Source organism: Janthinobacterium goodfellowi, from assembly GCF_051380695.1.
In the GTDB taxonomy this organism is placed as follows: Bacteria; Pseudomonadota; Gammaproteobacteria; order Burkholderiales; family Burkholderiaceae_D; genus Janthinobacterium.
On sequence record NZ_JBNYXN010000001.1, the window covers coordinates 139,055 to 161,681 of the forward strand.

The window sequence follows — 22,627 nt, forward strand, 5'->3', positions numbered from 1 at the left end:
GGCGCGGGAGTGGAGGCAACGAATGACATCATACCCGGGATCAGGGCAGGGGCAAACCTGCCAGCCGTAGCAACTGTGCGGTTTCGTACAGGGGCAGGCCCATGATGCCGGAATGGCTGCCTTCGATATGCTCGACGAACAGGGCGGCGCTGCCCTGGATGCCGTAGCCGCCGGCCTTGTCGTACGGTTCCGGCGTGGCGCAATAGGCGGCGATCGAGGCGGGCGAGAGCACGCCGAAGCGCACTTGCGACACCTGCGTGCGCTGCTCGGCGAAATCCTTGTAGTGCACGGCGATCGAGGTCAGTACCTCGTGCGTGCGGCCCGACAGTTGCTGCAGCATCGCCACAGCTTCCGCCCGGTCGGCTGGCTTGCCGAGGATGACGCCGTCGATGGTGACGGTGGTGTCGGCCGCCAGCACGGGGCGCGCTGTCAGGTGGCGGCGGCGCACTAGGTCCCACGCGAAGGCGGCTTTTTCATTCGACACGCGGGCGACATAGTCGAGCGCCGATTCGCCGGGAAGCACTTCTTCGGTGACGTCGGCGCCGCGCGGGCCGTCGCTGCGCAGCAGCAGCAATTCGAAATCGATGCCGATCTGGCGCAGCAGTTCGCGCCGGCGCGGGCTTTTGGAGGCAAGGTAGATCTTGTGATCAGCCGTTTTCATGGGGGAGTTCAGACGCGGTGGTAGGGGTGGTTTTGCGTGATCGACCAGGCACGATAGAGCTGCTCGGCGAGGATCACGCGCACCACGCCGTGCGGCAGGGTCATGCTGGAAATGCGCAGCATGCCTTCGGCACGCGCCTTGAGTTGCGGATCGAGGCCGTCGGCGCCGCCGATCAGGAAAGCCGTGTCGCGGCCATCCTGCTGCCACGCCATCAACTGCTGCGACAGGCCGACGCTGGTCAGGTCCTTGCCGCGTTCGTCGAGGGCGATGATGCGCACGCCCTTGGGCAGGACGGCTTCGATGCGCTCGCGTTCGAGCGCCATCGCCGTGGCGGCGGTCTTGCTGCCGGAACGCTCCACCGGCTTGATTTCTTTCAGCACGATGCGCAATTCCGGCGGCATGCGCTTCGCGTATTCCGCGAAGCCCGTCTCTATCCAGGCCGGCATTTTATGGCCGACCGCAGCGATGATGAGCTGCATCGAGGCTTACGCTTCGACTTTTTTGATACGCTTGATCACGGTTTTTGCCGGTGCAGCATCGGCTGCCGGCTTGGCCGCGCGCGGGGCGCGTACTTTTTTCTCCGGCAGCGCTTTCAGCGCTTTCACGGCAGCCGCTTCGGTCTTGGTGGGCGCGACTTTCACGGTCTTGCCGACGGCTTTGGAAGCGGTGGCTTTTTTCGCCGGGGCTTTCTTGGCGGCGGTGGCAGCGGTGGCTTTCTTCGCTGGCGTTTTCTTTTCGATCACGGGTGCAGCTTCCACATTGGCCTTGCTTGCCGCCAGATGGCCGCTGACCTTTTTCGGCTCGTCGCCGGCCGCTTTTTTCGGCGCGCGCTTGGCGGCGCCCAGCTTGACCGGAGTGTCGCCCCAGATTTCTTCCAGGCGGTAGTAGGCGCGGATAGGCGCTTGCATGATGTGGACGATCATGTCGCCCAGATCGACCAGCACCCATTCACCCGTTTCCTCGCCTTCCATGCCGATGATTTGGCCGCCGGCGTCCTTGACCTTGTCGCGCACCGAGGCGGCCAGCGCCTTGGTTTGACGGTTCGAGGTGCCGGAGACGATCGCGATGCGGTCGAACAGGCTGGTCAGGTGACTCGTTTCGAAGACGGCGATGTCTTGGCCTTTGACGTCTTCAAGGGCGTCAACGACGAGGGTTTGCAGTTTTTTGATATCCATTTAGCTTTTGTATAAATTATGTTGTTCAATATAGTCTAGCACTAGCGGGGAAACAAGCGAGTTTGCCCGATTCCCCCGTTGTAATGCCGCACGTATTTCGGTGGCGGAGATATCCACCGCGAAGTCCTGTGCCAGATAAGTCAGACCGTGCGGCGTGTTGCGGATGCTTTCCAGAGACCCCAGGCGGCGCGAAAATGCATCGGCGACCACTTGCGGTACTGCTGTGTCATTCAGCGCGAAGCCTGGGCGGGCCGCGACGCAGATATGCGCGTATTCAAATAATTGCTGCCATTCGCGCCATGTCGCGAGCCGCTGCAGCTGGTCGGCACCCATCAGGAAAACGATGGAAGCGCGCGGTCCCAGCTCGGCGCGTACCTGGCGCAAGGTATCGATGGTGTAGCTGGCCTGGCCATGTTCGCTGCGCTCGATTTCCTGGCGGTCGATCACCACGGGCAGGGGCAGGCCGGCGAAGGCCAGGCCGGCCATCTCGGCGCGCTGCTGGCCGGTGGCGCCCAGCTTGCTCTTTTGCCAGGGCGCGCCGGCCGGAATCACGCGCAGCTCATCGGCGTGCAGCAGGCTGGAAAAATGCGTGCCCAGCGCGACATGGCCCATATGCACCGGATCGTAGCTGCCGCCTAACAGCGTCACGCATGCCGTACTACCTTCGGTCACGCCTGCAGCCAGTCGCGATGCACGAGGAAGTCAGTATACAACGCCGCTTCGGGACTGCCCGCTTCCGGGTGCCAGTCGTAGCGCCACTTGACCACGGGCGGCATCGACATCAGGATGGCCTCGGTGCGTCCGCCCGACTGCAGGCCGAACAGGGTGCCGCGGTCAAACACCAGGTTGAACTCGACATAGCGCCCGCGCCGGTAGCACTGGAAATCGCGTTCGCGTTCGCCGTAGGGCGTATCCTTGCGGCGCGCCAGGATCGGCACATAGGCGTCGATGAAGGCGTCGCCGGCGCTGCGCAGCATGGCGAAACTGTCTTCAAAGCCCAGGGCGTTGAAGTCGTCGAAGAAGATGCCGCCGGCGCCGCGCGCTTCGCGCCGGTGCTTCAGGTAGAAATAATCGTCGCACCACTGCTTGAACTTCGGATGCAGTTCCGCGCCAAACGGCGCCAGCGCATCATGGCACACCTGGTGGAAGTGCTTCACGTCGCCCGCGTCGCCATAATACGGCGTCAGGTCCATGCCGCCGCCGAACCACCATACGGGTTCGCCATCGGCATTCACGGTGCTGAAAAAGCGCACGTTCATGTGCACCGTGGGCGCGTAGGGATTGCGCGGATGGAGCACCAGCGACACGCCCATCGCTTCCCATGCCTTGCCACCGAGTTCAGGGCGCGCGGCCGCGGCCGATGGCGGCAGTGCGGCGCCGGTGACGTGCGAAAAATTCACGCCGCCACGCTCGAACACATTGCCTTCCTCGATCAGCCGCGAAATGCCGCCGCCGCCCTCGGGGCGCTGCCAGGCATCGGTCAGGAAGGGCTTGCCGTCCTGCGCTTCGAGCGCCTGCACGATACGGCTTTGCAAATCGAGCAAATAAGCCTTGACGGCCGAAGGAGAGGGAGTTGACGACATCGCGTGGGCCGACGAGGCCGAAATAAAAAAGTAAGGACGGATTGTACCCTGTTACGCGTTTTTGTGATAGGGCGGCGCTTGCGCTGTGGTTTTGGGCTGGCCGCGCGCACCATCCGCGGCCAGCGCCTTCTACAGCACGCGCAATTGCTGCAGCACGGGCAGCGTGTCCCGCATGAATTCATCGATGGCCGCGTTGAGCAGCTGCTGGTGCGCCGCCTCGTCGGCGCATGCAGCGCCATCCTTGAGCAGGCGGCGCCCGCAGCGCGCCATCGCGGTGGCCGCCTGCGCCTGCAGGGTGGCCAGGTCCGGCTGCTCCCGCTCCTGGGTCAGCAGCGAAAACAGCAGCCGGTCGATGAATTCCGTATCGATACCGCTGCCTGTCAATGGCGAGCACAGGATGCGGTAATCGTCGCCGTAGCGCAGCTGCGCGCCGATGGTCTGGTTCAGGCGGCGCGCGGCTGCGTCGCCGCTGCCGGCGTGCGCCTGACTCGGAAAATACATCACGACCTGGCTGCCGGTGACCAGCATGGCCGCCACCTCCGCCAGGCTTTGCACGCTCTGTCCGGGCAAGGAGGGCAGTGCGGCCAATTCGGCCAGGCTATGTGGGCCGTTGGCCAGCGCGTCGCACACGGCGCCGTAGACCTGCTCGTTGCCTGTCACGATGCCGGCCTTGGTCTGGAAGGTAAAAGTCATTTTTGCGCGCGGCACCAGCATGGCCAGGTGCACCTCGGCGTAACATTCGGCCTGGCGCACGGCCCCCATGCGGCGCGCGCCCCGTACCAGCACATCCTTGCGGAAGCTGGTGTCGAGAAAATAATCCTTCATCGTTTCGCGCATGGCCGCGTCGGGTAGCAAGTCGATGGTGGCTTGCTGGTCGGCGTTCAGATACAGCTCGGGAAAGGCAAAAGGCAGGTCGGAGGAGCCTGCAAAATCGAGCTTGGCGCGCGCCACATCGCGCATCACGTCGGCGTGGTACAGCGGTTCCCAGTCCTGGTTCAGGTATTCATGCACGCTGTAATGGGGATCGCTGTTGATGAGCGCATTGAGGCGCGGCGCGAGTGCGGGATTGGCCGTGATGTAGCCGGCCTGCAGGTTCTGCAGCTGTTGCACGTAGGCGATGCCAGCTTGCATTTGCATGTCGCTGCGGCCGGGAAAGCTGGCGGCAAACTCCAGCAGCAGGCGTTGCAGGGGCAGGGCGGAACTCCATCCAGGCATGGCGTTATAGCTGAGTGAAACGATGCCGCCCGGTTTCAGATAGCGTGCAATGAAGTCGACGATATGCTGGCGGTTCTTCCGGTTGACCCAGGTGTAGATGCCGTGCAAGGTAATGAAGTCGAACTGCGGCAGATCGGGCACGCGGCCCTGGGCCAATTCTTCAAAGCTGTTTTCCAGCAGGGTCAGATTGCCCAACTGTGCCTTTGCCGCCAGGGCGCGTGCGCCGGCGACATGGGCCGGATTGAAATCGTTGCCGTAGAACTGGCCGTTAGGGTTGGCGGCGGCCAGTACGTTGAGCGTCTGGCCGCGCCCGAAGCCCAGTTCAAAGTAGGTGTAGGGCTGATCCAGGGGGACCGGTTCGATGCCGTTGAGGATGCAGCTGAAATTGAGGTGATGCGGACTCAGGTCGCTGTAAAAACCGTTGGTGTACTCGATATCCGACACGTATCCTTCATTCCAGGCCATGGCTTCCCCGCATTGGTGGCAAAACGGCAGTATGCCATCATGGCCGCCGGCGCGGGAAGTGCGCCGTACATTAGCGCGCCGGCGGCGCGGCGTCCTCCTGCACCACGGTGATGGACAGGTCCGGCCCGCCGGGCACGCGCGCACTCTCCACGGCCTGCGCGGCACGCTGCTGCAGGTCGGGCCGCTCGGTGCCTTGCCCGGCGACGGGGGCGGCGGGAGCGGACGGCTGTCTCGAGACGATGGTGCGGACCGCAAAGGCCAGTACCAGCAGTAGCAGCGCGGCCATCATCCACGTGCCCGGGCGGGCATAGGCGGGGCGGGCCTGCCGCGCGGCGGCGTCGACGATGAGGCCGGCCAGTTCCGAGCCGCGCTGACGGGTGCGCAGGCGCAGCGCCTCGAATTGTTGCGCCGTCAGGGTGCCTTGCCGGAGCATATCGCGCAGGGCGGCGACCGGCGAGGCGAGCAGGCGGTCCGCCGGCAAGCTGGCATGCGCGGCGTCGCGTTGCCACTGGTCGAGCAGGTCTTCGTCGTACAGGATGTCGATGGCCTGGCGGTTGACCAGCGTTAGCGCATCGGCGGCCAGTTGCTGGCGCTCGAGCAGGGCCGCGCCGTCATGCTGGCGCGGCAGGTCGCGTACGCGCCGCAGAAAGTCGTCCTGCGGCAGCAGGTCGGTGCGCAGCAGCCATGCCAGGGTGTCGGCGAGACCGGCGCCCTCGGCCAGTCGTGGCATGTCGACATCGTCCTCGTCTGGCTGGGCGAGGATGTCCAGTTCGTCCATCGCCTCGCCGAGCTCCTGGGGCGTGATCAGGCCGAGCTGGCGCAGTTCGGCAAGCGAGGGATGGGTGCGTGTGGTCATGGGCTGTAATTTTGTCAGGAAAGCAAAATCTTAGCGCAGATGCCGGTTTCCCGGCGCGCCTATGCAAACGGGGCCGGGGCGGATAATCTCCGCGCCGGCCCCGCCGTTCGCCGCCAGGGGCGTGATCAGTGCTTCAAACCGCGCCAGCCGATGTCGCGGCGGTACTGCGCGCCGTCGAAATGGATTTTTTCCACGGTTTCATATGCCTGCTTCTGCGCCATCTTGATGCTGTCGCCCAGGCCCACCACGCACAGCACGCGCCCGCCGTTGGTGACCAGGCGTTCGCCGTCGATGCGGGTGCCCGCATGGAAGGTGACGGAGTCCGGCGTTTCGGCCGGGATGTCGCCGATCGGCGTGCCCTTGACGGGATCGTCCGGGTAGCCGGCGGCGGCCATCACGACGCCAACGGCCGTGCGGCGGTCCCATTCCAGTTCCACGGCGTCCAGCGTGCCGTTGACGGCATGTTCCATGACGGTGACCAGGTCGGTCTTCAGGCGCGCCATGATGGGCTGCGTTTCCGGGTCGCCCATGCGGCAGTTGAATTCCAGCGTCTTCGGCGTGCCCTTGTCGTCGATCATCAGGCCCGCGTACAGGAAGCCCGTGAACGTGATGCCGTCCTTGGCCATGCCCTGGATGGTCGGCACGATGATTTCGCGCATGACGCGCGCATGCATGGCCGGCGTGACGATGGGTGCCGGCGAATACGCGCCCATGCCGCCCGTGTTCGGGCCCTGGTCGTGGTCCTTCAGGCGCTTGTGGTCCTGGCTGGTGGCCAGCGGCAGGATGTTCTTGCCGTCGCACATGACGATGAAGCTCGCTTCTTCGCCGGCGAGGAATTCCTCGATGACGATGCGCGCGCCGGCGTCGCCGAACTGGTTATCGGACAGCATCATGTCGACCGCCTGGTGGGCTTCTTCCAGGGTCATGGCAACGACGACGCCCTTGCCGGCGGCCAGGCCGTCGGCCTTGATGACGATCGGCGCGCCCATGGCGTCGACGTAGGCATGCGCGGGAGCGACGTCGGAAAACGTCTGGTAGGCGGCCGTCGGGATGCCGTGGCGCTGCATGAAGGCCTTGGCGAAGTCCTTCGACGACTCCAGCTGCGCCGCTTCTTTCGTGGGGCCGAAGATTTTCAGGCCGCGCGAGCGGAACAGGTTGACGATACCGGCCGCCAGCGGCACTTCCGGGCCGACGACGGTCAGGCCGATGTGTTCCTGCTGAACGAAGTCGGCCAGCAATTGCGGGTCGCTGATGTCGAGATTGACCAGGCGCGCATCGCGCGCGGTGCCGCCGTTGCCCGGCGCGACATACACCATCTGTATGCGTTCGGACTGGGCCAGTTTCCAGGCCAGGGCGTGTTCGCGGCCGCCAGAGCCGACTACCAGAATTTTCATAGGGACCGTTCGTTCAGTGTGGGTTGCAGGGCGGCGGTGCCGCCCTTGTGTGCAGAGTGATTAATTCTCGATGAGGGCGTTGGTGAACACTTCCTGGACATCGTCCAGCAATTCCAGCGCATCGATCAGCTTTTGCATCTTGATGGCGTCGTCGCCCGTGTACACGGTTTCCGTCGCCGGTTTCATGATGACTTCGGCCACTTCGGCCTTGAAGCCGGCCGCTTCCAGCGCTTCCTTGACGGCGGCGAAATCGTGCACGGGCGTGACCACTTCGAAGCCGCCTTCTTCGTCGGCGATGACGTCGTCGGCACCGGCTTCCAGGGCCGCTTCCATCAGCTTGTCTTCGTCGGTGCCCGGCGCGAACAGCAACTGGCCGCAGTGCTGGAACATGAAGGCGACGGAGCCTTCGTTGCCCATGTTGCCGCCATTCTTGTTGAAGGCGTTGCGTACCTCGGCCACCGTGCGCACCTTGTTGTCGGTCATGCATTCGACGATGACGGCCGCGCCGCCCACGCCGTAGCCTTCGTAGCGCACTTCTTCATAGTTGGCGCCATCGACGCCGCCGCTGCCGCGGTTGATCGCGCGCTGGACGTTGTCTTTCGGCATATTGGCGTCAGCCGCCTTGTCGACGGCCAGGCGCAGGCGCGGATTGGTGATGGCGTCGGCGCCGCCCATGCGGGCCGCGACCGTGATTTCCTTGATCAGGCGCGTCCAGATTTTGCCGCGCTTGGCATCGGTGGCAGCCTTTTTATGCTTGATATTGGCCCATTTGCTATGTCCTGCCATGTCGAATCTTCCTTAGACGGGTGTTCAATTGTGGCCGACATTTTAGCATATCGGCCCCCTGCGAAGCGGCATGGCCCCGTCATCAGGATGACACAATCTGTTGCTAAAGTGACGCGCTTTCACCATATCGAGGGCGCGACATCATGGCAAGTCAAATGGACAGGCGGCAATTTCTGAAATTGGGCGGCTTTATTACCGTCTCCGTGGCTACTGTCGGCCTTGCCGCCTGCGGCAGCACCGATTACAGCGATCCGGGCGTGCCGCTGGCCTCGGGCAGCGACTGGAAATTCCCGCAGAGCGTGGCTTCGGGCGACCCGCGTCCGGATAGCGCCATGCTGTGGACGCGCGTCGTGCCCGCCAGTTTCGACGCCGTCGCGCCCGCCGTGGCCGGCAAGTCGGACGTGGCCGTGCGCCTGATCGTCAGCGCCAGCGACAATACGGCCGCCCTGGGCGGCAATACGGCCCTGGCCGGCACGCCCATCGTCGACGCCAAGCTGCCCCTGAAAGCCGATTTCGACAACACGCTGCGCCACAAGGTGACGGGCTTGCAGCCGGGCCAGGTGTATTTTTACCAGTTCATCGCCGGCGACGTGCGCTCGAACGTGGGCCGTTTCAAGACGGCGCCCGCCGCCACTGCCGACGTGTCGCAGCTGCAGTTCGCCTACCTGACGTGCCAGGACTGGAGCATCAACCACTGGGGCGCGCTGTCGCACATCGCCGCCAACGAAGCGCTCGATTTCATCGTCCACCTGGGCGATTACATCTATGAAACGGTGGGCGAGGCCTTCCAGAGCGGCGCCGTGGAAAGCCGCCACGACCAGCTCAAACTACCCGACGGCACGTATAAAAGCGGCACCTCCGGCGCGAAATACGCGACCACGGTGGCCGATTACCGCTATCTGTACAAGAAATACCGCACCGATGCGCGCCTGCAAGCCGTGCACGAGCGCTTTGCCTTCATCGCCATCTGGGATGACCATGAATTCACGGACGACGCCTGGCAGGATGCCTCCACCTACGAGGGCATCGTGGCGCTTGACGGCAGCGATTTGCACCAGCCGGCCCGCCGCCGCAGCGCCAATCAGGCCTGGTTCGAATACATGCCGGCCGACGTCACGTTCGATGCCGCCGCGACAACGTTCCAGAATATCCAGATCTACCGCGATTTCCAGTTCGGCAAACTGATGCAGCTGGTGATGACGGACGAGCGCCTGTACCGCGCCGACCATGCGATCGCCGAATCGACCGTCAACCCGGCCACGGGCAAGCCGCTGGGCAGCATCGGCAGCCGCTACCTGGTGCCGCAAGCGCTGTTCGACAGCGTGGAAGGGCAGAAAATGGCGGCCGCCACGAAGGCCGGCGCCGACCCGCTGGCCGCCGTCGGCATGCTGGGCAGCACCCAGCGCGACTGGTGGAAAAGCAAGATGAAGGCGGCCACCTCGACCTGGAAGCTGTGGGGCAATGAAGTGTCCCTGCTGCGCATGGGCTTGAATGGCACGGATGCGATTGCCACCTTGCTGGCCCTGAGCGCCATGGCCAACGTGGGCAAGGCCATCGCCAGCACCTTGCCGCTGGTGGGCGGCAGCGTGCCGCTGGCCTCCAGCATCGTGGCCGCCTCGACGGCCGGCGCATCGCAGTCCGTGGCGCAGGCGGCGGCCATGGCGATCGCCGGCGCGGCCGCCAACGCCGGCGCGCAGGGCGCCGCTGCCGTGGGCGCGGGCTTGAGCGCGGCCCAGGCCGGCATCACGGTGGCCGCCTACAACAGCGGCTCGCCGGCCGCCGCCGCGCAAGTGATCGCCTTTGGCTGGATCAAGCCCGACGTGCAGGCCAAGGGCGCCGCCTCAAGCTTTGTCGCCGCGTCGGGCCAGCAGGCGGCGCTGGCGCCGTTCTTCACGCGCTTCCTGCTCAATTGCGACCAGTGGGACGGCTACAACAGCGAGCGCAAGAATTTGATGGCGCACCTGAAAAACAACGCCATCGGCAATGTGGTGGCGCTGACCGGCGATATCCACTCGTTTTTTGCCGGCACGGTCAGCGACGACTTCGACGCGGCCGGCGGCGGCACGCCCGTCATGGTGGACCTCGTGTCGGCGGGCGTCAGTTCGGATTCCTTCTTCAGCTACCTGAAGTCGGCCGCCGGCGCCATGGGCGACATCGGCACCCTCGTCAGCTATCCGCTGGCTATTCCCGTCACGGGCCTGGGCACGGTCAATCTCGACGTCAACCTGCTCGACTACACCATGGGCAAGGCGGCGCCCACCGTCGACAGCCTGCTGGAGCAATTGCGCGTGCAGCTGCGCGGCGCCCTGGCCGCCAAGGGCGTGCCGGAAGCGCAGCTCGATGCGACGGTCGCTGCCGTGCAGGCTGGCTTGAAAGCGAGCGCTTACTTCAGCGCGACCCTGCTGGGCCTGGCGCAGCAATTGTCCGGCCTGGGCAACAATCCGTGGATCAAGCATCTGAACACGGATGCGCAGGGCTACACGGTGGTGACCTTGACGCCGGGCAAACTGGTGGCGCAGTTCAAGCAAGTGAATAAACTGATCGGCACGGCGGCGCCGTCGAACGTGATTGCGCGCGTGACGACGGCCACAGTGACGGCGGGCGCGGCGGCGGTGGTGGTGGCGTAAAGGGTAGGTCGGATTAGCGCGGACATGCCGCGCGTAATCCGACAACATGGTTTGCACTGGTGGTGACGTCGGCTTACGCCCTTTGGGCTAAGCCGACCTACGCCCGACCTACGCCCCACCCACGCCGCCTTTGGCTTTTGCCATTACAATCTGGGCATGAGCTCCAGTTCCCCGCAAGCAACCCCTCCATCTATTCCCCGTTCCGTCTACCTCGGTGGCCTGGCCATCGCCGTGGGCGGGGCGGTGCTGTTTTCCACCAAGGCCATCGTCGCCAAGCTGCTGTACCGCTACCAGATCGACGCCGTCACCCTGATCGCCTTCAGGATGATCTTTTCGCTGCCCGTGTTCGCCGTCATCGCCTGGTGGAAGATGCGCACGGAGCCGCCGTTATCAAACAGCGACCGCTGGCGCCTCGTCGGGCTGGGCCTGGTCGGCTATTACCTGTCCAGCTACCTGGACTTCCTGGGCCTGCAATACATATCCGTGGGGCTGGAGCGCCTGATCCTGTTCCTCACGCCCACCTTCGTGCTCCTGATTACCACCGTGTACTTCAAGCAGCGCATCAGCCGCCTGCAATGGCTGGCCTTGCTGACTTCGTATTGCGGCATCGTGCTGGTGTTCGTGCACGACTTGCAGGGCGGCGCCAGCAATGTGGCGCTGGGTTCGACTCTCGTGCTGGGCTCGGCCTGCTCGTATGCCGTGTATCTGCTGGGCTCGGGCGAACTGGTGAAACGCATCGGCTCCATGCGCCTGGTCAGCTACGCGATGTGCGTGGCCAGCTTTGCCTGCATCGCCCAATTCTTCATCCTGCGCCCCGTCGAATTGCTGATCCAGCCCATGCCCGTGTATGGCTTGTCATTGCTCAATGGCATCTTTTGCACGGTGATGCCCGTCTTTATGACGATGATCGCCGTCGAACGCATCGGCGCGCCCGTCGCTTCGCAGGCGGGCATGATCGGCCCCGTGTCGACCCTGTTCCTGGGCGCCATGATCCTCGATGAACCGATCACCAACTGGCAACTGGCTGGCACCAGCCTGGTATTGGCCGGTATTTACTTGCTGTCGAAAAAGAAATAATTCCTCCAACCACTGAAATGGTCCTCACCATGAAAACACGCATCGCCCTGATTGCCCACGACAAGAAAAAAGATGACATGATTACCCTGGCGGGCGAATACCTGGACTTTTTGCAGGGCTGTGAACTGTCGGCCACGGGCACGACGGGCGGCCGCCTGATCAACGAGCTGGGCCTGGCGGTCGAGCGCAAGCATTCGGGCCCGTTCGGCGGCGACTTGCAGATCGGCTCGCTGCTGGTGGAAGGCTTGATCGATTGCGTGATCTTCCTGCGCGACCCGATGACGCCGCAGCCGCACGAGCCGGACATCAACGCCCTGGTGCGCGCCTGCGACGTGCACAACGTGGCGTGCGCGACGAATCTGTCGTCGGCGCACCTGGTGCTGTCGCAGCTGCAGGCGCGTGCCAGCGCGGCCGCCTGATTTACCCAGACTAGGAGATGAGCATGAGCGCAACGATTACCACCAAGGCCATCCGCGTACAGCGCGTGGGCGGCCCGGAAGTGATGGAATACGTGGATGTGGAACTGCTGCCGCCGGGACCCGGCGAGGCGCGCGTGAAACACGAGGCCATCGGCCTCAATTTCATCGACGTGTATTTCCGCACGGGCCTGTACCCGCAGCCGCTGCCGAATGGCCTCGGCGTGGAGGGCGCGGGCATCGTCGAGGCGGTGGGCGAGGGCGTCACGGAAGTGAAGGTCGGCGACCGGGTGGCCTACGCGGCGCGCATCAATGGCGCGTATGCGCAGCAGCGCAACCTGCCGGCGGCCCTGCTGCTGGTGCTGCCCGAACGCATCGGTTTCGATACGGCCGCCGCCATGATGCTGCAAGGCTTGACGGTGCAATACCTGTTCCACCGCACGGTGGCGCTGAAGGCGGGCGATACCATCCTGTTCCACGCGGCCGCAGGCGGCGTGGGCCTGATCGCCTGCCAGTGGGCCAAGGTGCTGGGCGTGAACCTGATCGGCACGGCCGGTTCCGATGCAAAGGCGGCGCTGGCCAAGGCGCATGGCGCCGCCCACGTCATCAACTACAACACGGAAAACTTCGTCGAGCGCGTGCGCGAGATCACGGGCGGCAAGGGCGTCTCCGTGGTCTACGATTCCATCGGCAAGGATACGTTTACGGGTTCGCTCGACTGCCTGGCGCCGTTGGGCATGATGGTCAGCTTCGGCAATGCCTCCGGACCCGTGCCGGCGTTTACGCTGAGCGAACTGGCCTCGCGCGGCTCGCTGTTCATCACGCGTCCGGCCCTGTTCAGCTATGCCTCGAACCGCGCCAACCTGGAAGAGATGGCCACGTCGCTGTTCGGCGTCGTCAGCAGCGGCGAAGTCAAAATCGAGATCAACCAGCGCTACAGCCTGGCCAATATCGCCCAGGCGCACACGGACCTGGAAGGGCGCAAGACGACCGGTTCGACCATCATCGTGCCATGAGCGGCGGCAGCGAAAGAGACGGCGCGCCGAAATTCGGCCGCCTGCTGATCGTGCTGTTGTTGGCCGTGGCCCTGATCGGCGCGCTCACCTTTGCCGCCGAGGCGTATTACTCAAAGGCATAAAACAGACATGAAAAAACCGGCTGGCGCATCGCTGCACCAGCCGGTTTTATTTTCTTGCCACGCAATTATTCTATTTTCACTTCGACTTTGCGTGGCACGCCGCTCTGGCCGGGGAAGTCGGCAAAGGCGCTCGCTACCATGGCCGGCATTACTTGTGACGTGGCGCGCTTGTTGCTGGTCGATTGCACGGTCACGTCGTACAGTTTCTTGCCGTTGCGGTCATTGATCGTGATGCGCAATTCGCGTTCGTATTTGTGGCGTACGCTTTCTTCCACATCCATCGGGCCATACCAGTAGGGGTTGTAGCCGAAGCGGCCATAGCCTGGCCATGCGCCGTAGCGGTAGCCGTAGCGGCCAGGCCAGTAGCCGGGACCATACCAGAACGGGTCAGTGGCCTGCAGCACGCGTTCAGGATAGTCGACGGTGGAAAAATTCATCGCCACGCGCAAATTGGCTGCCGCGGGGCCGGAAGCTTCGCCGAAGCCGTGCTTGGCCAGTTCCGCGCGCACCAGGTTCTGGTAGCTGCGGTATTCCAGCGTGTCGTCTTCCGCCGCTGGCGCTTCAAACGCATACGATTTGTCCTGCAATTGCGCGGGCCACTCATGGAAGACGGTCACATCGCTGCGTATGGTGGTGGCGCATCCGGTCAGCAACACGGTCAATGCGGCCATCATGATGGTGAGATATCGTTTCATTGCATGACCTCCTGATTAGTAGACGCAATTCATCGCTTAGTATTATAAGAATAGTTCTATTTGTTTCTATTCATTATTACAGAATGTTACCTGGTATGTCGGCGTGTAAGGGAATCCAACATTCCTGAGCTGAATCGCGACTATCGGCGGCTGGTGTTGGTAAAATAGGCTTTTGCCTCCGCTCCCACCCAAATCCCTATGCGCACAGACAGCCCTCAGACGATTTACCGCAAAGATTACACGCCGCCCAGCTTCCTGGTCGACAGCGTCGAACTTGGTTTCGATCTTGATCCAGCCCGCACAGTGGTGGCGAGCCGGATCCGCATGCGCCACAACCCGGCCAGCTCCAGCCGCAGCATCGAATTGCACGGTGAACACATCGAACTGGTGCTGGTACGCCTGAACGGCAAGCAGCTGAAACCGTCGCAATACAAGCTGACGGCAGGCATGCTGACCATCCCCAAGGCCCCGGACGAGGTGCTGCTCGATATCGAGACCGTGCTGGCGCCGCAGGACAATACCTCGCTGTCCGGCCTGTACGTGTCGAACCATAATTTCTTCACGCAGTGCGAAGCGGAAGGCTTCCGCCGCATCACCTTCTTCCCGGACCGCCCGGACGTGATGGCCAAGTACACGGTGATGCTGCGCGCGGACAAGGAACGCTATCCGGTGCTGCTATCGAATGGCAACCTGATCGAAGAGGGCGACCTGGGCGATGGCCGCCATTACGCCAAGTGGGAAGACCCGTTCAAGAAGCCGTCCTACCTGTTCGCGCTGGTCGCCGCGCGCCTGGTGTGCCAGGAAGAGCGCTATACCTTGAAATCGGGCCGCGAAGTGCTGCTGCAGGTGTGGGTGGAAGAGGGCAACCTCGATAAGACCGATTACGCCATGCAGTCGCTGAAAAACTCGATCCGCTGGGACGAGGAGCGCTTCGGCCTGGAGCTGGACCTCGATCGCTTCATGATCGTCGCCGTGGGCGACTTCAACATGGGCGCCATGGAAAACAAGGGTTTAAATATCTTCAACACCAAGTACGTGCTGGCCAATCCGCGCGTGGCGACCGACGTCGATTACGCGGGCATCGAAGCGGTGGTGGGCCACGAATACTTCCATAACTGGACCGGCAACCGCGTGACGTGCCGCGACTGGTTCCAGCTGTCGCTGAAGGAAGGCTTGACGGTATTCCGCGACCAGGAATTCTCGGCCGACATGATCGGCACGGACACGGGCCGCGCCGTCACGCGTATCGATCAGGTGCGTACCCTGCGCCAGGCGCAGTTCCCCGAAGACGCGGGCCCGATGGCCCATCCCGTGCGTCCCGACTCTTTCGTCGAGATCAATAACTTTTATACGGTCACCATCTACGAGAAGGGCGCCGAAGTGGTGCGCATGTACCAGACCCTCGTGGGCCGCGACGGTTTCCGCAAGGGCATGGACCTGTATTTCGAGCGCCACGATGGCCAGGCCGTGCAGTGCGACGACTTCCGCGCCGCCATGGCGGACGCGAATGGCCGCGACTTCAGCCAGTTCGAACGCTGGTACAGCCAGGCCGGCACGCCCGTCGTCACCGCTTCCACGCGCTACGACGCCGCCAGCCGGACGTTCGAGCTGACCCTGGCGCAAAGCTGCCCCGCCACGCCGGGCCAGCCGAAAAAACTGCCTTTCCACATTCCCGTCACCGTCGGCTTGCTGGCTGCCGATGGCGGCGACCTGCCGCTGCACGTGGATGGCGTGGCGTCGAACGGCGCGGCCAGCGTCGTGCTGGAATTGACGCAGGCGTCGCAGACCTTCCGCTTCACCCATGTGACGGAAGAACCCGTCCCATCGCTGCTGCGCGATTTTTCCGCGCCCGTGGTGCTCGAATACGGCTATACCGATGCGGAGCTGCTGCACCTGTTCCGCCACGACAGCGATCCCGTGAACCGCTGGGAAGCGGGCCAGCGCCTGGCCATGGAGCGCCTGCTGAAACTGACCGCCGCCGTCGCCGCCGGCGAGACCCTGGCGCTGGACGACACCTTCATCGCAGCGCAGCGCGCCCTGCTGGCCGACGATACGCTCGATCCTGCCTTTCGCGAACTGGCCCTGATCCTGCCGTCGGAAACCATCATCGCCGAGCGCATGGCGCAAGTCGACCCGCAGGCGATCCATGCGGCGCGCCAGTTCATGCGCCGCACCATCGCGGCAGCCCTGAAACCTGAATTGCTGGCGCAATACCACGCCAACCAGACGCCGGGCGACTACAGCCCCGACGCCCTGTCGGCCGGCAAGCGGGCCTTGAAAAACCTGGCGCTTTCGTATCTGCTGATCGCGCCCGAAGCGGCGGAGCTGGACCTGGCGCGCCTGCAATTCGACAATGCCGGCAACATGACGGACCGCGCCGCGGCGCTGGCGGCGCTGATTCATTCCGGCTCGCAGCCGCATGCGCAGGCGGCCTTGACCAGTTTCTATACCGACTTCGAGAACGAGGCGCTGGTGGTCGACAAGTGGTTCGCCATGCAGGCGGCAGCGCCGACGACCGACGTGCAAGCCGTGCGCCAGCTGATGACGCATCCGGCCTTCACCTTGAAGAATCCGAACCGCGCGCGCAGCCTGATCTTCAATTTCACCAACGGCAATCCATCGCAATTCCATGCGTCCGACGGCAGCGGCTATGCCTTCTGGGCCGAGCAAGTCATCGCGCTCGACGCCCTGAACCCGCAGGTGGCCGCGCGCCTGGCGCGCTCCATGGACCGCTGGCGCCGTTACGTGCCGGCGCTGCAAAGCCATATGCGCACGGCGCTGGAGCAAGTCGCCGGCCAGGCCAGCCTGTCGAACGACGTGATGGAAGTGGTCAGCAAGGCATTGGCCAATTGACGGTGTGTCGGATTACGCCCTGCGGGCTGATCCGACCTACACGGCGTCATGATTTCGCAGGTCGGCTTGGCGCCAACGGCGCGTAAGCCGACAATCACCGCACGAGACGTATTTAAAACACTAACTAAGGGGTTTCATGAAACGCATCAGTCTTACGCAATACCTGGTTGAAGAGCAGCGCTCGAACAACAGCATTCCTGCCGAACTGCGCCTGCTGATCGAAGTCGTCGCGCGCGCCTGCAAGACCATCAGCCACGCCGTCGGCAAGGGCGCCCTCGGTGAAGTGCTGGGCACGGCCGACACGGAAAACGTGCAGGGCGAAGTACAGAAAAAACTCGACATCATCTCCAACGAGATTTTGCTGGAAGCGAACGAATGGGGCGGCCACCTGGCGGCCATGGCGTCGGAAGAAATGGAATCGATCCACCCGATCCCGAACCGCTATCCGAAGGGCGAATACATGCTGCTGTTCGACCCGTTGGATGGCTCGTCGAACATCGACGTCAACGTCTCGATCGGCACCATCTTTTCCGTGCTGAAGGCGCCGGACGGCATGGGGCAGCCGACGGAGCAGGATTTCATGCAGGCGGGCAGCAAGCAAGTGGCGGCCGGCTACGCCGTGTACGGCCCGCAAACCATGCTGGTGCTGACCTTCGGCAATGGCGTGAACTGCTTCACCCTGGACCGCGAGATGGGTTCGTGGGTCCTCACGCAAAGCAATATGCAGATTCCGCCGACGACGAAGGAATTCGCCATCAACATGTCGAACGCGCGCCACTGGCATCCGCCCGTGAAGCGCTATGTCGACGAACTGCTGGCCGGCGACACGGGTCCGCGCGGCACCAATTTCAACATGCGCTGGATCGCCTCGATGGTGGCCGACGTGCACCGCATCCTGAACCGCGGCGGCATCTTCATGTACCCGGCCGACCTGCGCGACACCTCGATGCCGGGCAAGCTGCGCCTGATGTATGAAGCGAATCCGATGGCCTTCATCGTCGAGCAAGCCGGCGGCGCAGCCACCGACGGCCAGCAGCGCATCATGGACATCGCCCCGCACAAGCTGCACCAGCGCGTGCCCGTCTTCCTCGGATCGAAAGACGAAGTGGCCCGCGTCACGGCCTACCACGCCGAGTAAAAAGCCGCACTTTTCCACGATTTTCAGCGGCCCGCAGCCGGGCCGCTAAAAAAATGCAAAAAAGTTCGCGTTGACACTAGCAAATTTTGTGCATTGTTTGTAGAATGTGGGTCTTCGCCGTTGTAGCTCAGTTGGTAGAGCAGCACATTCGTAATGTGAAGGTCGCCAGTTCGATTCCGGCCAACGGCACCAGGTTTCATCAGAAAGCCCGCTGACTTGCAAAAGTCAGCGGGTTTTTTGTTTTTGTCACTGTTATCTTTCCTGCTTCAAATCCACTGATCGTTTTCCACCGTGCGCTCGCCCGCGTCGCCGTCGCCCGTGTTGACCACGCCGCGCGGCTCGATCAGCAGCAGCCGGGTTTCGGCGAGGGCGCACGGTCTATGTTCGACCCCCTTGGGCACCACGGCCATCTGGCCGGCAGTCAGCACGATGGCGTGTCCGTCCGCGTAGCCAGGGCCGCGCAGGGCGATGCGCAATTCGCCGTCCAGCACGATGAAGGTTTCATCCGTATCGGCGTGCCGGTGCCACTGGAATTGGCCGAGTACCTTGACGACCTTGAATTGGTAGTCATTCATTTCGGCGATGACGCGCGGCTGCCAGTGCCCGTCGATCAAGTCGATCTTGCCTGCCAGGTCGATGGACCGGCCCTGGCCGCGCGTGGTGGTGATGATAGTCATGCTGTGCTCCGTTCAAGTGGCGATGCAGCCAGAATACGCAGGCGCTTGCCGGCCGTATTGAACGATCGTGGGTGTTTTCAATCCTGGCCGATGCCGCTGGCGTAGCGCAGCCAGCGGCCAGGCGTCAGTCCATGGGCCTTCAGGAAATGCCGCGTCATGTGGCTCTGGTCGGCAAAGCCTGCGGCCATGGCGGCCGAGGCGAGCGTGCTGCCTGCCAGCAGCAGGCGCCGCACCATTTCCAGGCGCCGCATCGTCAGATAGCGGTAGGGGCTGGTGCCGTAGAAGACGCGAAAGTCGTGCGACAGGCTCCAGCGGTCGCGTCCCGTTGCCGCTTCAAGCTGCGCCAGGGTGACCGCGTGGGTGCAGTGCGCCTGCAAGTAGTCGCGTGCGCGCCGCGCCGCCAGGAAGTCGCCTTTTGGACGCTGCGCCGGCGTGCCGGCCGCCGCCGCCAGCGCATGCGCCAGCTCGGCCAGCGCCTCGCTCTGCTCCAGCGCTTCGAGCGGACGGCCGTCGTGCGGCAGCAAGGCGGACGTGGCCGCCGCCAGGCGGGGATCGGTCGACACGCCGCCTTCAATGAAGGGCAGCGCGCGTCCGCCCAGCACATCCTGGAACAGCGCCGGTTCGATATACAGCATGCGGTAGCGGAAGCCGGCGTCGGTGCCCGCCTGGCCATCGTGCGCCTCGTCGGGATGCAGGATCATGGTATTGCCGGGCAGGCTGTCGCGCTGGCCGCGGCGGTAGCTGAAACGCTGCACGCCCGCCAGCGTGCGGCCGATGGCGTAAGTGTCGTGGCGGTGCATGGCATAGGCCTTGCCCTTGAACCATGCCTCGATGCGTTCGACCCCTTGTACCGGTTCGGCGCACTTGACCCAGTCGCTGCGCGCTGGCGCTGATGCTCGCTTCATGATGGTTGTCCGCGTCTGCATTCCTCGTTGCTGAACGCAGACTGTACCCGCCGCGCGCAGCGCTGTCCATGAAAATGGCCGAATCAGAAATGATGCCTGATCCCCGGCGCCGCGCCCGTCAGCAGGGGCGGTCGCTGCACCCGCGCCTCAAAACGCAAAGCAGCTGCATCCCAGCGCGCCCCAGAAGCCGGAGTGGCTGGAGACGGGCACGGAACTCTTGCGCGCCACGTCGTGGGCGTGGGCGTGCACGCCGCAGGCGCCCTGGCACTGGTGCTGTTGCATGGCGCTGGTCTTTTGCGGCGGCGCGGCGCGGTAGTGGCCGGCCACGTTTTTCACGGGGGACCAGTCGGGCAGCACGGGGATGGCTGGCGGCGCCAGATGGGAAAATTCCGCCTGGCCGTAGACGATCTTGCCGCCGACGACGGTGAGCACCGATTCGATCGACTTGATCGCCTCTTCATCGATGCTGAAAAAATCCGCGCTCAGCACGGCCAGGTCGGCCAGCATGCCTTCCTGGATGCGGCCCTTCTTGCCTTGCTCGCTGGAGAACCAGGCGCTGCCCGCCGTCCACAGTTCCAGCGCCGTGTCGCGCGACAAACGGCTGCCCGCGTCGTACAGGCGCAATCCGCCTACGGTGCGGCCCGATACCAGCCAGTACAGCGCCGTCCACGGGTTGTAGCTGGCGACCCGGGTGGCATCCGTGCCGCCGCCCACCGGTACGCCCGAGGCAAGCATGCGGGCGATCGGCGGCGTGGCCTTGGCCGCTTCCGCGCCGTAGCGGTCGACGAAGTATTCGCCCTGGAAGGCCATGCGGTGCTGGATGGCGATGCCGCCGCCCAGCGCCTTGACCCGGTCGATGTTTTTCGGCGTGATGGTTTCGCAGTGGTCGAACATCCAGTGCAGACCGTCGAACGGGATATCGCGGTTGACCTTTTCAAAGACCGTCAGCATGCGGTCGATCGATTCGTCGTAGGTGGCATGCAGGCGGAACGGCCAGCGTTTGGAGACCAGGTGGCGCACCACCTTTTCCAGTTCGTCGTCCATGCCGGGCGCCAGCTCGGGGCGCGGCTCGAGGAAATCCTCGAAGTCGGCGGCGGAAAACACCAGCATTTCGCCGGCGCCGTTATGGCGGTAGTAATCGTCGCCCTGGCCCGGCGTGACCATCTCCGTCCATTTTTCAAAATCCTCCAGTTCGCGGCCCTTGTTTTGCGTGAACAGGTTGTAGGCGATGCGGATGGTCAGCTGCTCTTTTTGCGCCAGTTCCTCGACCACCGCGTAGTCTTCCGGATAATTCTGGAAGCCGCCGCCCGCATCGATGGCGCTGGTCAGCCCCAGGCGGTTCAGTTCGCGCATGAACTGGCGCGTGGAATTGACTTGCAGTTCGCGCGGCAGGGTCGGGCCCTTGGCCAGGGTCGCATACAGTATCATCGCGTTCGGCCGCGCGATCAGCATGCCCGTCGGGTTGCCTGCCGCATCGCGCACGATCTCGCCGCCGGGCGGGTTCGGCGTGTTCTTGTCGTAGCCGACCACGCGCAAGGCCGCGCGGTTCAAGAGGGCGCGGTCGTACAGGTGCAGGATGAAGACGGGCGTGTCGGGCGCGGCCGCGTTGATTTCGTCGAGGGTCGGCATGCGCTTTTCCGCGAACTGGAACTCGTTCCAGCCGCCGACCACGCGCACCCATTGCGGGTTCGGCGTGCGCAAGGCTTGTTCCTTGAGCATGCGCAGGGCGTCGGCCAGCGATGGCACGCCTTCCCAGCGCAGTTCCAGGTTGTAGTTCAAGCCGCCGCGGATCAGGTGCAGGTGCGAGTCGTTCAGGCCGGGAATGACGGTGCGGCCGCCCAGGTCGATCACGCGGCTGTCCGGCTTGCGGTGGCGCATGACGTCGTCGGCATCGCCGACGGCGAGGAATTTGCCGTCGGCGATGGCCACGGCGCTCGCCTGCGGGCACGCCTTGTCGACGGTGTGGAAGCAGCCGTTGATCAGTATCAGCGGCGCGGCGGAAGAAAGGGTCGGTTCGGTCATGATGCGGCTCCATGGTGGCAATGCGGGGGAGGCCGGGGCGCGGCCAGGATCTGCGGCCAGTGTAGCCCAGGGCCCGGGAGCGGACACGGGCCAAAAGATCAGGTATGGCAGGTATGGCGGCGCGCCGACTGGTCTAAGGGCGGGTGCGGCGGCGCGCGACATGGATTACCATGCCGGCAGTAGCGGCTGGGCATGCGTCCGGATGCATTTTTTATCGCGGTTTACCGCATCGCAGGGAGTCCTCATGGATCAAGCACCACACAGCCGTTTATACGGCACCAGCCTGGGCTTTTTGGCCGGGTATGTCGATACGCTGGGCTTTATCGCCCTGTTCGGCCTGTTTACCGCCCATGTCACGGGCAACTTCGTGCTGATCGGCGCCGCGCTGGCCGAACCGACGCGCATCCCCATCCTGCTGAAAATCCTCGCCTTTCCCGCCTTTATCGCCGGCATCGTCGTCACGCGCCTGATGGTGCTGGCCATCGAGCGCCGCGGCGGACCGGCGCTGACGCTGGCCTTCCTGCTGCAATGGATCTTGCTGGCCGGTTTCATGGTGTTCGGCGTGCTGGCCGAGCCGCTCGGCAAGGAGGTGAGCACGCTGGCGATGCTGGCCGGCTTGCTGGGCACGGCCGCCATGGGCGTGCACAGCGCCACCAGCCGTCTGCTGCTGGCGCATCTGGCGCCCACCTCGATGATGACGGGGAACGTGACGCAGATCGTGCTCGACACCGTCGACGCGCTGCGCGGCGCGGCCGACGGGGGCACGCGCGCGCGCTGCGGGAAGTTCTTCTGGCCGCTGCTGGCCTTTGCGCTGGGCGCCATCGCTGCCGGCTTTGGCTACCTGGTCTTCGGTTTCGCGGCGCTGGCCGTGCCGCTGGTGCTGCTGGGTGGCCTGATCGTGGTGGAGCAGCGTAGCGGACGGACCGCCGTGCCCGTGTCCTGAC

21 protein-coding genes and 1 tRNA gene are annotated in these 22,627 nt (G+C 64.1%); 9 read left to right on the plus strand and 13 right to left on the minus strand.

Annotation, left to right across the window (positions count from 1 at the left end; all coding sequences use genetic code 11):
• Nucleotides 1-40: 40 nt before the first annotated feature.
• The 9 genes from ACQ4WQ_RS00640 to ACQ4WQ_RS00680 form a co-directional block, all read right to left on the minus strand.
• Nucleotides 41-661 carry a Maf family protein gene (locus ACQ4WQ_RS00640; protein WP_326456229.1) on the minus strand — a complete coding sequence of 207 codons (621 nt, stop codon included), beginning with the start codon at nt 659-661 and terminating at the stop codon, nt 41-43.
• 8 nt (nt 662-669) lie between these two features.
• Complete coding sequence (gene rlmH / locus ACQ4WQ_RS00645) at nt 670-1,140, minus strand: 23S rRNA (pseudouridine(1915)-N(3))-methyltransferase RlmH (protein ID WP_034747108.1); 471 nt, start codon at nt 1,138-1,140, stop codon at nt 670-672.
• A gap of 6 nt (nt 1,141-1,146) precedes the next feature.
• Nucleotides 1,147-1,836 carry a ribosome silencing factor gene (rsfS, locus tag ACQ4WQ_RS00650; RefSeq protein ID WP_436493982.1) on the minus strand — a complete coding sequence of 230 codons (690 nt, stop codon included), beginning with the start codon at nt 1,834-1,836 and terminating at the stop codon, nt 1,147-1,149.
• On the minus strand, nt 1,837-2,508 hold the full coding sequence (gene nadD / locus ACQ4WQ_RS00655) for a nicotinate-nucleotide adenylyltransferase (RefSeq protein ID WP_436493984.1): 672 nt from the start codon (nt 2,506-2,508) through the stop codon (nt 1,837-1,839).
• Complete coding sequence (gene hemF, locus ACQ4WQ_RS00660; RefSeq protein ID WP_436493986.1) at nt 2,505-3,419, minus strand: oxygen-dependent coproporphyrinogen oxidase; 915 nt, start codon at nt 3,417-3,419, stop codon at nt 2,505-2,507. Before hemF ends, nadD begins: the two co-directional genes overlap by 4 nt.
• A gap of 129 nt (nt 3,420-3,548) precedes the next feature.
• Entirely contained in the window at nt 3,549-5,099 is a 1,551-nt protein-coding gene (locus tag ACQ4WQ_RS00665) for a class I SAM-dependent methyltransferase (RefSeq protein WP_436493988.1), read from the minus strand.
• A gap of 70 nt (nt 5,100-5,169) precedes the next feature.
• Complete coding sequence (locus ACQ4WQ_RS00670) at nt 5,170-5,955, minus strand: hypothetical protein (RefSeq protein WP_436493990.1); 786 nt, start codon at nt 5,953-5,955, stop codon at nt 5,170-5,172.
• A 125-nt stretch (nt 5,956-6,080) separates the two neighbouring features.
• Nucleotides 6,081-7,349, minus strand: coding sequence for a phosphoribosylamine--glycine ligase (gene purD / locus ACQ4WQ_RS00675; RefSeq protein ID WP_436493992.1), 1,269 nt, complete (start codon nt 7,347-7,349; stop codon nt 6,081-6,083).
• A 60-nt stretch (nt 7,350-7,409) separates the two neighbouring features.
• Nucleotides 7,410-8,135, minus strand: a complete 726-nt coding sequence (locus ACQ4WQ_RS00680) for a YebC/PmpR family DNA-binding transcriptional regulator (RefSeq protein ID WP_077408206.1) — start codon at nt 8,133-8,135, stop codon at nt 7,410-7,412.
• A gap of 143 nt (nt 8,136-8,278) precedes the next feature.
• Here ACQ4WQ_RS00680 and ACQ4WQ_RS00685 point away from each other — a divergent pair, with 143 nt between their 5' ends.
• The 5 genes from ACQ4WQ_RS00685 to ACQ4WQ_RS00705 all read left to right on the plus strand — a co-directional run bounded on the left by ACQ4WQ_RS00685 (nt 8,279) and on the right by ACQ4WQ_RS00705 (nt 13,393).
• Nucleotides 8,279-10,762, plus strand: a complete 2,484-nt coding sequence (locus tag ACQ4WQ_RS00685) for an alkaline phosphatase D family protein (RefSeq protein ID WP_436493994.1) — start codon at nt 8,279-8,281, stop codon at nt 10,760-10,762.
• Between the two features lie 156 nt (nt 10,763-10,918).
• Nucleotides 10,919-11,839, plus strand: a complete 921-nt coding sequence (locus ACQ4WQ_RS00690) for a DMT family transporter (RefSeq protein ID WP_070287867.1) — start codon at nt 10,919-10,921, stop codon at nt 11,837-11,839.
• A 29-nt stretch (nt 11,840-11,868) separates the two neighbouring features.
• Nucleotides 11,869-12,258 carry a methylglyoxal synthase gene (locus tag ACQ4WQ_RS00695; protein WP_070287924.1) on the plus strand — a complete coding sequence of 130 codons (390 nt, stop codon included), beginning with the start codon at nt 11,869-11,871 and terminating at the stop codon, nt 12,256-12,258.
• A 23-nt stretch (nt 12,259-12,281) separates the two neighbouring features.
• A complete protein-coding gene (locus ACQ4WQ_RS00700) occupies nt 12,282-13,271 on the plus strand; it encodes a quinone oxidoreductase family protein (RefSeq protein WP_436493996.1) in 990 nt (329 codons plus the stop codon).
• On the plus strand, nt 13,268-13,393 hold the full coding sequence (locus ACQ4WQ_RS00705) for a hypothetical protein (RefSeq protein WP_436493998.1): 126 nt from the start codon (nt 13,268-13,270) through the stop codon (nt 13,391-13,393). Before ACQ4WQ_RS00700 ends, ACQ4WQ_RS00705 begins: the two co-directional genes overlap by 4 nt.
• Nucleotides 13,394-13,458: 65 nt before the next feature.
• Here ACQ4WQ_RS00705 and ACQ4WQ_RS00710 read toward each other — a convergent pair whose 3' ends face one another.
• Nucleotides 13,459-14,088 carry a DUF4136 domain-containing protein gene (locus ACQ4WQ_RS00710; protein WP_121670348.1) on the minus strand — a complete coding sequence of 210 codons (630 nt, stop codon included), beginning with the start codon at nt 14,086-14,088 and terminating at the stop codon, nt 13,459-13,461.
• A gap of 198 nt (nt 14,089-14,286) precedes the next feature.
• Here ACQ4WQ_RS00710 and pepN point away from each other — a divergent pair, with 198 nt between their 5' ends.
• The 3 genes from pepN (at nt 14,287) to ACQ4WQ_RS00725 (ending at nt 18,271) form a co-directional block, all read left to right on the plus strand.
• Nucleotides 14,287-16,941, plus strand: coding sequence for an aminopeptidase N (gene pepN / locus ACQ4WQ_RS00715; RefSeq protein ID WP_436494001.1), 2,655 nt, complete (start codon nt 14,287-14,289; stop codon nt 16,939-16,941).
• A 136-nt stretch (nt 16,942-17,077) separates the two neighbouring features.
• Nucleotides 17,078-18,079 carry a class 1 fructose-bisphosphatase gene (locus tag ACQ4WQ_RS00720; protein ID WP_034747152.1) on the plus strand — a complete coding sequence of 334 codons (1,002 nt, stop codon included), beginning with the start codon at nt 17,078-17,080 and terminating at the stop codon, nt 18,077-18,079.
• A 116-nt stretch (nt 18,080-18,195) separates the two neighbouring features.
• Nucleotides 18,196-18,271: transfer RNA gene (locus ACQ4WQ_RS00725), tRNA-Thr, on the plus strand.
• A 74-nt stretch (nt 18,272-18,345) separates the two neighbouring features.
• Here ACQ4WQ_RS00725 and ACQ4WQ_RS00730 read toward each other — a convergent pair.
• The 3 genes from ACQ4WQ_RS00730 to ACQ4WQ_RS00740 form a co-directional block, all read right to left on the minus strand.
• Nucleotides 18,346-18,756, minus strand: coding sequence for a cupin domain-containing protein (locus ACQ4WQ_RS00730; protein WP_436494003.1), 411 nt, complete (start codon nt 18,754-18,756; stop codon nt 18,346-18,348).
• A gap of 77 nt (nt 18,757-18,833) precedes the next feature.
• Entirely contained in the window at nt 18,834-19,661 is an 828-nt protein-coding gene (locus tag ACQ4WQ_RS00735) for an AraC family transcriptional regulator (protein WP_436494005.1), read from the minus strand.
• A 147-nt stretch (nt 19,662-19,808) separates the two neighbouring features.
• Nucleotides 19,809-21,683: an amidohydrolase gene (locus ACQ4WQ_RS00740; RefSeq protein ID WP_436494007.1), complete on the minus strand. Its 1,875-nt coding sequence runs from the start codon at nt 21,681-21,683 to the stop codon at nt 19,809-19,811.
• Nucleotides 21,684-21,927: 244 nt separating this feature from the next.
• On the opposite strand from ACQ4WQ_RS00740, the gene ACQ4WQ_RS00745 reads away from it, so the two are divergent.
• Nucleotides 21,928-22,626, plus strand: coding sequence for a YoaK family protein (locus tag ACQ4WQ_RS00745; RefSeq protein WP_436494009.1), 699 nt, complete (start codon nt 21,928-21,930; stop codon nt 22,624-22,626).
• The last annotated feature ends 1 nt before the right edge of the window (nt 22,627 follow it).

Coding starts and splice junctions, on each gene's coding strand:
- ACQ4WQ_RS00740 (WP_436494007.1), bottom strand. CDS start 21,683: ATGACCGAACCGACCCTTTCTTCCGCCGCGCCGCTGATACTGATCAAC.
- ACQ4WQ_RS00680 (WP_077408206.1), bottom strand. CDS start 8,135: ATGGCAGGACATAGCAAATGGGCCAATATCAAGCATAAAAAGGCTGCC.
- rlmH (WP_034747108.1), bottom strand. CDS start 1,140: ATGCAGCTCATCATCGCTGCGGTCGGCCATAAAATGCCGGCCTGGATA.
- ACQ4WQ_RS00745 (WP_436494009.1), top strand. CDS start 21,928: ATGGATCAAGCACCACACAGCCGTTTATACGGCACCAGCCTGGGCTTT.
- ACQ4WQ_RS00710 (WP_121670348.1), bottom strand. CDS start 14,088: ATGAAACGATATCTCACCATCATGATGGCCGCATTGACCGTGTTGCTG.
- ACQ4WQ_RS00670 (WP_436493990.1), bottom strand. CDS start 5,955: ATGACCACACGCACCCATCCCTCGCTTGCCGAACTGCGCCAGCTCGGC.
- ACQ4WQ_RS00730 (WP_436494003.1), bottom strand. CDS start 18,756: ATGACTATCATCACCACCACGCGCGGCCAGGGCCGGTCCATCGACCTG.
- rsfS (WP_436493982.1), bottom strand. CDS start 1,836: ATGGATATCAAAAAACTGCAAACCCTCGTCGTTGACGCCCTTGAAGAC.
- ACQ4WQ_RS00695 (WP_070287924.1), top strand. CDS start 11,869: ATGAAAACACGCATCGCCCTGATTGCCCACGACAAGAAAAAAGATGAC.
- ACQ4WQ_RS00685 (WP_436493994.1), top strand. CDS start 8,279: ATGGCAAGTCAAATGGACAGGCGGCAATTTCTGAAATTGGGCGGCTTT.
- ACQ4WQ_RS00720 (WP_034747152.1), top strand. CDS start 17,078: ATGAAACGCATCAGTCTTACGCAATACCTGGTTGAAGAGCAGCGCTCG.
- ACQ4WQ_RS00705 (WP_436493998.1), top strand. CDS start 13,268: ATGAGCGGCGGCAGCGAAAGAGACGGCGCGCCGAAATTCGGCCGCCTG.
- pepN (WP_436494001.1), top strand. CDS start 14,287: ATGCGCACAGACAGCCCTCAGACGATTTACCGCAAAGATTACACGCCG.
- ACQ4WQ_RS00640 (WP_326456229.1), bottom strand. CDS start 661: ATGAAAACGGCTGATCACAAGATCTACCTTGCCTCCAAAAGCCCGCGC.
- ACQ4WQ_RS00735 (WP_436494005.1), bottom strand. CDS start 19,661: ATGAAGCGAGCATCAGCGCCAGCGCGCAGCGACTGGGTCAAGTGCGCC.
- ACQ4WQ_RS00690 (WP_070287867.1), top strand. CDS start 10,919: ATGAGCTCCAGTTCCCCGCAAGCAACCCCTCCATCTATTCCCCGTTCC.
- ACQ4WQ_RS00665 (WP_436493988.1), bottom strand. CDS start 5,099: ATGGCCTGGAATGAAGGATACGTGTCGGATATCGAGTACACCAACGGT.
- ACQ4WQ_RS00700 (WP_436493996.1), top strand. CDS start 12,282: ATGAGCGCAACGATTACCACCAAGGCCATCCGCGTACAGCGCGTGGGC.
- purD (WP_436493992.1), bottom strand. CDS start 7,349: ATGAAAATTCTGGTAGTCGGCTCTGGCGGCCGCGAACACGCCCTGGCC.
- hemF (WP_436493986.1), bottom strand. CDS start 3,419: ATGTCGTCAACTCCCTCTCCTTCGGCCGTCAAGGCTTATTTGCTCGAT.